Source organism: Mesotoga sp. Brook.08.YT.4.2.5.2. (assembly GCF_003351125.1).
Taxonomy (GTDB): Bacteria; Thermotogota; Thermotogae; order Petrotogales; family Kosmotogaceae; genus Mesotoga.
Genome location: NZ_JPGZ01000027.1, coordinates 61,770 through 72,273, shown reverse-complemented (window position 1 = coordinate 72,273; position 10,504 = coordinate 61,770). Strand labels below are relative to the sequence as shown.

The window sequence follows — 10,504 nt, the reverse complement described above, 5'->3', positions numbered from 1 at the left end:
TCCCCTGGGGGGTGAATACGTTACGGCACGTGTGCATGACCGGACCCAGAAACCGTTTTTCGACTCAAACAAGAAGCATAAGTAGTTCATCGTAGCTCTTTGCTATGTTTATCGGGCCACGATTCCTCCGAGCATGAGGGCCGAACCATATGAAGTCAATTCCCGCATTTTCTGCGCCTCTGTAGTCCGACTCAAGACTGTCTCCAATGTATACGACTTCATCCTTCTGAACACGTGCCCTACGCATTGCCACGAAGAAGATTTCGGGGTTGGGTTTGGCAGCGCCGGCCTCTTCTGAAGAAAGAGAGAATTCGAAGAATTCAGGGAGGCCTGCAGAAAGGAATCTGTTGTGTTGCACGCGGTATACTCCGTTCGTTATTACCGCCATTCTTTTTCCGCGGCGCCTCATCGTTGTGAGAAACTCTTTTGCGCCCGGGAGAAAGTATGCCTTCTTTGAAAGTCTGGTCAGGTATTCGTCATTCAGTTCTTCAGGACTAAAGCTCACTCCGATAGAGCTGCAATAATCCACAAACCTTCCAAGAACGACTTCATCCTTGGTCTTTTCTCCAAGCGCAAGATAACTCCACCACTTCGAGTTTGTTTCTCTGTATAATGAGAGTTGTTCTTCAGACAACGCGATCCCTCTAGAGTCGAACAACTCCAAAAGCGCTTCTATTTCACTTCTCTCGAAATCGAGAATTGTGTGATCTAGATCAAAGAAGTACATTCTATAGATGCCGTCCAGTTTAATCCATCCTTATAATTATTTTGAGAGATCTTCTGGCTGCTTCAAAAGCCTCAAGCGACTCGTCAATGGAAAACGTCTTCGCTATAAGGGTTGTTGGGTCAACAAGTCCGCTTTCAAGAAACGAGATCGCTTTGTCAAATGGCCCGCACCTCGATCCAATAAGGTGAATCTCTCTCACAGCTACACTTGTAATGTCTACTTCTGGAGTTCCTTCATAGGTGCTTTTAAGCACGATCTTTCCCTGGGGCCTCACTACTTTCAACGCAGAAGCCAGCCCGTAGGGATTCCCCGTTGCTTCGACCACCACATCAAAGTCTCTATCGTAGGAGTCCGCTTCGTTTACGCTTACAAAGGAGGCTCTGTTATTGTCTCCGAGAAGCTTCATTCGCTCTGAGTGTTTGCCAACAAGTACATGGTCAACTCCGCTCGCGGAAAGCACCATCGATATAAGCATACCAAGCTTCCCATCTCCAATAAGACAGACTCTGTCAGTTGAAGAGAAATCAACACTTTCGAGCACATGGGCGGCTGCAGCCAATGGTTCTACAAACACCGCCTTTCTATCGGAAACTTTCTCGGGTATTGTGTGAAGGTTCTCGTCCGGCAGAACGGCGTACTCGGCCATTGTCCCCGCGTAGTCTGCAATGCCGATTGTCCTTGTGTTTCTACAGTGCTTGAAAAGTCCCATATCACACAGATCACATTTCTTGCAGGGTATGCTTATTTCGGAGGCTACTCTCTTTCCAACTAGGAAACTTGTGTCGCTTTCGACCACTGTTCCGAGGAACTCGTGGCCGAGAATTCCTCGGAAGTTCATGTAGCCTTTTGTTATTTCGATATCCGTATTGCAGATACCTGCGAGATTTACCCTGACAAGAGATGTTCCCGGTTGCCTTTCCGGAATAGGTACTTCTCTCAGTCTCAGAGTCTCATCAAAGATAAGCGCCTTCATTATTTGTAGACCTTCTCGAGAGCATCCTCGATGTCCTCCAAAAGATCGGAGTGATGCTCCAAACCGGCTGATATTCTAACTGTCTTGCTTGAGAACCCGAATCTATGAAGTTCCTCCTCTGGATAGTCTCTGTGGGTCATCATGGCAGGTACTTCTACTAGAGTCTCCGCATCTCCGAGTGAAACGGCCAGTTTTATGAGCTTCAGGCCCTGGACGAATTTCTCTGCGTTTTCCTTTGGTCCGCACAACTCGAAGCTGATAATTCCGCCGAAGCCTTCCATCTGTCTGGCAGCCAATTTGTGGCCTGGATGATCCTCGAACCCCGGATAAGAAGTCTTCTCGATTTCCTTCCTTTTTCTTAGGAATTCCGCTATTGCAGTCGCGTTTCTTTCATGCCTTTCCATCCTTAACCCGAGTGTCTTCATGCCCCTTAGTAGCAGCCAGGCGCTGAAAGGGCTGATGACTCCTCCAAGTTCACACATATATCCGAATTTCAGCTTCTGAATATAATCAAAGTCCTTAGAGGTCGCAACTCCCCCAACAACGTCTCCGTGGCCCGATATGTACTTGGTAGCACTATGGAGCACAACGTCCGCGCCGAAATCCAGAGGTTTCTGGAATACGGGGGTTGCGAACGTGTTGTCGACAACCACCTTTATGCCCTTCGAGTGGGCAATGGCACAAAGGCCCTCAATATCGATTATCTCTAGAGCCGGATTTGTCGGTGTTTCGAGGAACATCACCCTTGTGTTCGGAGTGATAGATCTTTCCACATTGTTGAGATCTGTCATATCGATGAAGTCCGTATTGATCCCATACTTCGCTATAAGGTGGTTCAGAAACCCGAACGTTGAGCCGTAGAGATTTCTGTGTGCAAGGACAGAATCCCCAGCTCCCGAAAAGGACAGAATCACCGAACTGATCGCTGCCATTCCTGAAGAGAAGGCTACACCGTCCACTCCGTTCTCGAGAGTGGCAAGTCTCTGTTCGAAAAGATTTATGGTTGGATTACCGCCTCTTGTGTAAACGTATGCCCGCCTCTTAAAGGAAAAGGTATCTTCGGCTTGCTGCAAATCAGTGAATGTAAATGTTGAAGTCATGTATATCGGAGAGTTGAGTGCCTGGTTCTGGTCCTCTTGCTCCGCAGCGTGTATTGCTAGAGTGTCAAAATGGTATTCTCTCGATTCTTCCATATCTACCACCTCACTTCTTATTGAATTATAGCGCAGCAACTGAGAAGTGCGACTAACAATGGCTCCCGAAACCTGAACTTGGCAGTGTTGTGAAAAAATCTTCGCTGGAAAGTACAATCATTCGATAGCCTGCAACCGTCTTTTTAAGTGGAAGTTGCCGGATGATTCTGCACTAATTGCTCTGTTTCTTTTCTTGCCGCTTCTATCTCCTCCTGTATTCTCAGAACTGTCGCAGGTTCTTCGTAGAAGGAATAGGTGTCTTCTGAAGTCCTCACAAGTAAGAAGTAGTCCCTTATTTTTGGTTTGCCTATCATCTTTATCTTTCTGGCAGGGAGGAACATGTCTCTGAGAGAGGGAAGGTAAAGCTCGCCCGAAGACATGCTCAGATGGACTGAAACCTCTTCGATCTTCTCTATCGGAATAACCATGGTGACCCTTCCGCTTCCGGGGATATCGACCGTGAAGCGAAAGGCTTTGTCATGAATAACGGCGTAACTCTGACTCATGTTTACTTTCTCGATTTGGGCTACTCTGCCGAATGTATAGAACATGGAGCTTACGCGCATTCTGTTTTCGGCTCCAGAGAGCCCCAAATCCCGGATCAGTCTTTCTTTTGGTCGTTCGTCTCCCATGCCAAGTAGGGCAGTAATTATGCAGATTATGTCTCCGAAAAGGAAGCCTGCCTTGAAATTGCCAAGAAGTATGGCGATCACCTCAGCGACTATCGGGATCAAAGGAGCAAGTGCTAGTATGCGGTAATCAAATCTCTTCCTCAGCACGGTGAAGACAATATATGCAGGCGTGCATGCCAGAAAGTACCAGAGCGGAGAAAGAACAAACCTCGTGGCCGAACCTGCTAGCAGTAAGAGAATCCCAGTCATTAAGATCACTTCCCAACACAGAAATCGCCGAAAATCCTATTCAGCAAATCTTCTGTAACGTTTGTTCCCAACAATTCGTCGAGACTTCTTGCGGCCTGCTCAATCATCGTGCTCACAACGTCGACAGTTATCAAACTATCTATTGCTTCTATCGATTTGTCAATGCAGTCTACAGAATCTGAAAGCTTCTGTTTCTGCCTCGCGCTAATAATTACGGAATCTTCAATCGAGGTGATGTCATCTGTTTTCTTCAGCATGAGCTTCTCGAGATCTCTAATTCCTTCACCGGTTTTCGCGCTGATAATTACATCGTAAGAGCCGCTTTCGATCTTTCGAATATCGGATTTGTTTGCTGCAACAATAAGCCGCTTCCTTCCGTTTCGAAGATCTTCCTCTAGATCCCGGTTTTCCTGGTTATGAGGATCTCTCAGTAGAATTACTAAATCGGCTTCCTCGATTGCCTTCAAGCTCCTTCTGATTCCCAACTCTTCCACAGCATCTGTTGCTTCCCGTATTCCTGCGGTATCCACTACGTTAAACAGAACACCTTCTATGTTGAGATCTTCTTCAATAGTATCCCTCGTTGTACCGGGAAGATCTGAGACTATCGCTCTATCGCGTTTCAGCAAAGCGTTGAGAAGAGTAGACTTTCCGACATTTGTCTCTCCTACGATTGCGGTTTTGATTCCCCGAGAGAGTATTATCCCGTTCTCGGAACTGTTCACGAAATGGGCAATCTCATTCCTCAAATCCAGGAGTTCACCGCGCAGAGAGGAGTAATCAGTCTCAACTTCATCAGGATAGTTCAGTTCAACTTCAACGGCGGCGAGAAGACGAATCATCTTTTCCCTGAAAGAGACTACTTCTTCACTGAGACCTCCTGTAAAGCTTTTCACAGCTGCTTCCAGAGCTCTCTCTGTTTTGGAAGTGATAAGGGCGTTTATCGCCTCGGCTTTGATAAGATCGAATTTCCCGTTCAGAACCGCCCTCTTTGTGAACTCCCCCGGGAGAGCCATTCTCGAGCCAGCACGAAACAGGGCTTCCAAAGCGTTCTCCACAATAATCGGATTTCCATGAAACGAGATCTCAAGCATATCTTCGCCTGTGTAGGAAGCCGGGCCTTCAAAGAAAACAACGACGACCTCATCGATGAAGCGATCGCCTTCGACAAATTCCGCTACATATGCCCTTCGTGGTTGAAGACTTCTCGGGCCTGAGATCAAGTATCGGATTCTCTCTAGTACCCGTGGACCGGAGCATCTTACAACAGACGTTGCAGATACTCCTCTGGGAGTTGAAAGTGCGCAAATGATATCCTCAAACAATGTTCTCAGCTCCATGGAAGAGTGTCTTCAGCGTCTTCATCAGATGTCTTTCGGGCACTCCATAGAGAATGGATTTCCCTTCCCTTTCGTTTACAATTAACCTGCGGCTCCTAACTCCCAGAGAGTCGCGGATATGGTTTTCGCCGTGAGTCATAACTAAGCTTTCCGAGTGAGAATCGTACTCAACGATCTTTATTCCCATAGTGAATGCCCCAAGTCTTATCCGCGAAGCTTCAAGAAGGGAGACAACTTGAGAAGGAAGTCGGCCAAATCTATCTATCAGTTCCGCTTCTATTTCGTCGATTTCGCTCTCTTCTTTACATGCTGCGATTCTTCTGTAGATCTTCAACCTCTCTATAGAATCGGAGACATACTCCTCAGGGATCACCATATCGAACGGAATATTCTTCAGTTCCGTATCTACAGTCCTTTCCTCGACACCGATTTCGAACTCCCCTCTTAGCTCTTTCATAGCCTTATCTACCATTTCACGATAGAGGTACAGTCCGACCGAGTTGATGTTTCCATGTTGCTCTGCGCCAAGCAGCGTTCCGAACCCTCTTATCTCGAGATCCCGCATTGCGATCTTCATTCCGCTTCCGGCTCCCGAGAACTCTTTCAAAGCCTTCAGCCTCTCTCTCGAAGGATCGGACAGTCTCTTTGGATCGTAAAGAAAGTATGAAAAGGCTCTCCGATTGCTCCTGCCGACTCTACCTCTCAACTGGTAAAGTTGGGCCAATCCATATCTCTGGGAATCATTCACAATCAATGTATTGGCATTAGGGACATCAACACCGCTTTCGATTATTGTTGTGCATAGAAGCATGTCTAGTTCACCAACGTAGAATTCCCTTATCGTACGCTCAAAGGCCGTCTTGTTCATTTGACCGTGAGCAACGTCGATCTTGACTTCCGGCAGAAGATCTCTCAGCTTCACGAGAATCTCCGGCAGTTCGGCGACTCTATTGTGAACAAAGATCGTTTGACCGCCTCTGTTGGTCTCCCTCAGTACTGCCGTTCTGATAAGCCTTTCATTTATCGCTCCTACATATATCTCTGGCGAAGTTCTTCCTGCGGGCGGAGTAGATATTACCGAGAGGTCTCTGAGACCCGAAAGAGACATGTAAAGAGTTCTCGGTATTGGCGTGGCGCTCATCGACAAAACATGTATCTGCAACCGAAGCTTCTTGAAGTGCTCTTTCTGGAGGACGCCGAAGAGCTGTTCTTCGTCGACTACTACCAGGCCAAGATCGGCGAATACGATTTCCTTTGAGAGCAAAGAGTGAGTGCCTACAACGACATCGACCTGTCCATTCTTAAGCCTTTTCAAGAGCCTGCTTCTCTGGGCGTCGGTCCTGTATCTATCTAGAATCTCTACTCTAATTCCAAAAGGGCTAAGCCTGCTTTCGAAGTTATCGAAGTGCTGTCTGGCCAGAACCGTCGTAGGGACCATCACAGCGACCTGTTTCCCGGAGACAACTGCTCTGAAGGTAGCACGCAGAGCCACTTCGGTTTTTCCGTATCCGGCATCGCCACTTATTAGACGATCCATCGGCTTGTTGGTACTCAGGTCGTCAAGTACTTCTTCGACTGCCTTCTGCTGATCTTCTGTCTCGAGATACGGGAAGCTTTCTTTGAAGCTCTTCTCCATCTCGCTTTCGCCTATCAAAGGAATTCCTGACGAGGCCTCTCTTGAGCCGTAAAGGTTTGACAGTTCTTCAATCAAAGCCTTCACTTCTCTCTTCACTTTCGATTTCTGTCTGTTCCAGGCAGTACCTCTCAAGGAGTTCAACTGAATTCCTTCGGTGTTTCCTATGTATTTGTGAACACGATCGACCCTGTCGACCGGAACGTAGATCTTATTTCCATCTCTGTACTCCAGGAGAAGATACTCTCTGGTTCCTAGAATGTTCTCCACTGTTCTTACTCCAAGATAACGACCAATGCCGTACTCCTTGTGGACAACAAAATCTCCCTCTTCCAGCTCCGTCCAGTCAACCACCGGTATTCTCGGCAAAAACTCTTCTTCTCTCCTTGGTCTCTTGATTATCTCAAGCTTCTCGCAGAGCTCCGAGTCATAATCAAGAGAGGAGACTTCTCCGTCAGATACGATGGAATAATCCTTCAACTTCAGTAGCACTTCTGAGGACACTCCACCGAATCTGATGTAGAGGAACTTTCTAACAGCTTTGTCCGAAAGGAGTTCAAGAGTCTCGCGTTCTCTTCGCCCAAATTCAGCTAACGCATCGTCTGGATTGACAAAGACTACGTTGTAGTTTTCAAGAAAGTCAAGAAGAATCGATTGCCGCTCGTAGAAGATTCCTGCAATAGTATCCATCGTGTCCAGGCGGTCCCGAAGAATCTCATCCGAGCCACCGATTGCCTTTTCTGCGCTGGAAATTCTTTTCAGAGCGAGTTCCCTGTGCGGTGAGGCGGTGATGCCCTCGGCAGCAGGAGTTACATAAGCTTCATTCAGCCTTTGAAGACTCTTCTGAGTTGCCGGATCGAAACTTCTGATCGATTCTATCTCTCTGTCGAAAGTGTCTATTCTAATCGGTCTTTCAGTCCCAGGAATGAAGATGTCGACAATTCCTCCTCTAACGGCAAACTCCCCGGGAATTGTGACGGAAAACGCCCTGGAATATCCCAGACTCTGCAGGTGGTCCTCGTGGAGAGTGAGCGGACCTCCAACTTCAACCTTCAACGAAAGGCCTTCGAAGACTTCGATTGGCACTGTCTTTCTCAGAAGACCATGGAAAGACGTATACACGGTTCTGAGCTCTCCGAGAAGCAGCTTTCTGAGCAACGCGAGTCGTTCAGACCTTATCCTGGGAGAAGTCCCGACGTCTTCAAATGGGAAGACATCATGAGAGAAGAAGAATCCATCACCCTCATGCTTCGAATGTATGTCGATGAAGGATTCCAGCATTCTCTCGCTGGGAAAAATGACTACAGTTGCAGAGCACTTTTCGATTTTCTTCTCGACCCAGGAAATCGGGTCGTTTACTCTATATAATACTCGTTCCAAAACAACCTCCAAAGCCTTTTCAAAACAGTGCTTGCAGCTCTTAGCTGGATTGTCTCTCTGGCTCCCTTGAATCTATCGGTGTAGGTCTCTATTGAATCTACAATCCTCACTGCAGAGCAGACAAGGCCCACGGGTTTAAGATCTGACCCTCCCGAAGGACCTGCTATTCCAGTGACGGAAAGGCCCACATCAGTTCCGAAGAGACGACTTGTCCCCGCGGCCATTTCGAAGGCCACCTCTTCAGAGACGGCACCGTGTTGACTCAAAGAGTTCTCACTGACTTTCAGGAGTGACATCTTCGATTCGTTCGAATAAGATACGATGCCTCCAGAAAAGACATCTGAGACTCCGGGAACCGAAGTGAGAAGTGCAGAAAGGCGTCCTCCTGAACAGGATTCCGCTACGGAAATTGTCAGGTTCTTTTCCCGAAGCCCTTTGACAACCACTTCAACCAGTTCCTCGCCGCTTGTTGTGTAGATGTACCTTTTCCACCGCTCGGAGAAGAGGCGGCAAACCTCTTCGAGAACAGACTCGTCACTCGCGGACAGGATCACTGTTGGACCAGAGAAATAACGTACTCTTGTTACGAACTTTACTCCAGAGAACCTGGAAAGCATCTCCTCAGTGAAGTCTTCTACTTCTGGTTCAGTAAGATCCAAGAATCCGATCGTTCTAGAAAACATCTTGGGCGGCAGAGTAATGTGTTTGAGGGCTTCCATGAAGACCGCTTCCATTTCCATCGGAGGTCCGGGAAGAATAACGATCTCCTTGTTCTCTGTTCTCACAAATGATCCCCTGGCGCTACCAGAGATGTTCGGAAGCTGAACCGAGTCCTGCATAACGAGAGCTTGCCTCTTCAGTCCCGCAGGGGCTTCTCTGGAAAACCGCTTAAGGAAGCTTTCTTCTAATGCAGAATAATACTCGCTATCGAAGCTCAGCTCCCTGCCGAGATAGTCGGCAACAGTCTGAAGAGTAATGTCATCGAATGTGGTTCCAAGTCCTCCTGTTATTAGGAGGAGATCAGCTCTACTAAGAGCCGTTCTTATCTCGTGGCTTATGTATTCCCTGCTGTCCGGAACTACAACGATTGACTGGACTTCAAATCCCAGTGCCGTAAGACTCTCTGCGAGATAACCTCCATTACTGTCTTTGACCACGCCTCTGGTGATTTCGTCCCCGGTAAGAAGGATTGCAGCCTTCAAGCGACCACCTCCTGGTCAATTGTATCACCAAAAGCGTAGTGTTATAATTGAGTGCCGGGGGAGCCCAGAAGGCTGAGAGTGCTGAAAGCAGACCCCAAGAACCTGATCCGGTTAGCACCGGCGTAGGGAAGGCCATGGCTAGCGCCTCCGGTAATTTCTTGCAGGAGGTGTTTTTTATGAGAAGAGCATTTCTGGTCTTATCATTGATCCTCTTCATTCCATTTTCGACAGTGTTGCCGCTAAAGGTATATTCATACGATTCCCTTCAACCGCTCGCGCAAGAGACTTTTTCGAAGTTTACAGAAAAAACGGGAATTGCAGTTGAGTTTCGCGCTGTTGGAGATTCGGGTTCTCTGCTGAGCTTGATTATTTCCGAGCGCGAGAATTTCGATGGAGATGTCGTGATTGGAATCGATAACCTTCTTTTGAGACGTGCTTTCGAAGAAGGTATCTTTCTTTCTTACAGACCCCAAGGCTATGAGAAGATCTTTGATAATGATCTTCTACTCGATAGTCAGTGGAGACTAACCCCATATGATTTCGGAGGGATCGCGCTAATATGTGACACTAGCCAGATAAAAGATTCCATCGAAACGCTTTGGGATCTAACCGGGCCGGAGTATCGAAGGAGCGTGATTATTCAAGATCCCAGAACCTCGAGTACCGGTCTATCTTTCCTTGCCTGGACTTATCTGCTTTTTGGCGAGCGATTTGAGGAATTCTGGCAGGCTTTCAAGCCCTCGATACTCACAGTCTCTCTCGGGTGGGACGACTCTTTCCAGAAATTCGAGTCCGGAGAGGCTCCAATAATGGTTTCCTATGCCACGGATGGTGCATATTCAATGCATTATTACGGTGAATCGGTCTATATGACAATGATTCCAGAGGGCAGGGGTTACGTCCAGATTGAGGGAGCGGGAATCATAAGATGGACGAAGAATCTGCACGATGCTGAAATGTTCATGGACTTTCTTCTGAGTGAGGACTTTCAGCGTCATATTCCCCTTAACCAGTGGATGTTCCCTGTAATAGACGTAGAGATGCCCCCGGCCTTCGATTATGCCGTCAAACCGGAGAAGATTCTGAAACTATCTGCAGAGGTGGATCTTTCCGAACTCATCTCCAAGTGGGAAGCGGTAATATACGAAAGGTAAATTTCTGACAATATCTGCAGT

General features: G+C 47.5%; 8 protein-coding genes and 1 riboswitch. Of the genes, 1 reads left to right on the top strand and 7 read right to left on the bottom strand.

Features of this window, described 5'->3' with window-relative positions; all coding sequences use genetic code 11:
- Positions 1-64: 64 nt before the first annotated feature.
- From Q502_RS06810 to Q502_RS06780, 7 genes are all read right to left on the bottom strand, one after another.
- The gene (locus Q502_RS06810) at positions 65-727 is read right to left on the bottom strand and encodes a YjjG family noncanonical pyrimidine nucleotidase (protein WP_099829517.1); all 663 of its coding nucleotides are present in this window, start codon (positions 725-727) and stop codon (positions 65-67) included.
- A gap of 19 nt (positions 728-746) precedes the next feature.
- Positions 747-1,700, bottom strand: coding sequence for an alcohol dehydrogenase catalytic domain-containing protein (locus Q502_RS06805; RefSeq protein ID WP_099829516.1), 954 nt, complete (start codon positions 1,698-1,700; stop codon positions 747-749).
- Positions 1,700-2,893: a PLP-dependent aspartate aminotransferase family protein gene (locus Q502_RS06800; RefSeq protein WP_099829515.1), complete on the bottom strand. Its 1,194-nt coding sequence runs from the start codon at positions 2,891-2,893 to the stop codon at positions 1,700-1,702. Before Q502_RS06800 ends, Q502_RS06805 begins: the two co-directional genes overlap by 1 nt.
- 143 nt (positions 2,894-3,036) lie before the next feature.
- Positions 3,037-3,774 carry a hypothetical protein gene (locus tag Q502_RS06795; protein WP_099829514.1) on the bottom strand — a complete coding sequence of 246 codons (738 nt, stop codon included), beginning with the start codon at positions 3,772-3,774 and terminating at the stop codon, positions 3,037-3,039.
- 5 nt (positions 3,775-3,779) lie between these two features.
- Positions 3,780-5,099 (bottom strand): tRNA uridine-5-carboxymethylaminomethyl(34) synthesis GTPase MnmE, encoded by a 1,320-nt coding sequence (gene mnmE, locus Q502_RS06790; RefSeq protein ID WP_099829513.1) that lies wholly within the window; start codon positions 5,097-5,099, stop codon positions 3,780-3,782.
- The gene (mfd, locus tag Q502_RS06785) at positions 5,092-8,127 is read right to left on the bottom strand and encodes a transcription-repair coupling factor (RefSeq protein ID WP_099829512.1); all 3,036 of its coding nucleotides are present in this window, start codon (positions 8,125-8,127) and stop codon (positions 5,092-5,094) included. The genes mnmE and mfd overlap by 8 nt, the downstream gene beginning before the upstream one ends.
- Positions 8,103-9,329, bottom strand: a complete 1,227-nt coding sequence (locus tag Q502_RS06780; RefSeq protein WP_099829511.1) for a nicotinamide-nucleotide amidohydrolase family protein — start codon at positions 9,327-9,329, stop codon at positions 8,103-8,105. Before Q502_RS06780 ends, mfd begins: the two co-directional genes overlap by 25 nt.
- 46 nt (positions 9,330-9,375) lie before the next feature.
- A riboswitch (TPP riboswitch) is annotated at positions 9,376-9,476 on the top strand.
- Between the two features lie 29 nt (positions 9,477-9,505).
- Between Q502_RS06780 and Q502_RS06775 the strand changes: the two genes are divergently transcribed.
- Positions 9,506-10,483: a thiamine ABC transporter substrate-binding protein gene (locus Q502_RS06775; RefSeq protein ID WP_099829510.1), complete on the top strand. Its 978-nt coding sequence runs from the start codon at positions 9,506-9,508 to the stop codon at positions 10,481-10,483.
- The last annotated feature ends 21 nt before the right edge of the window (positions 10,484-10,504 follow it).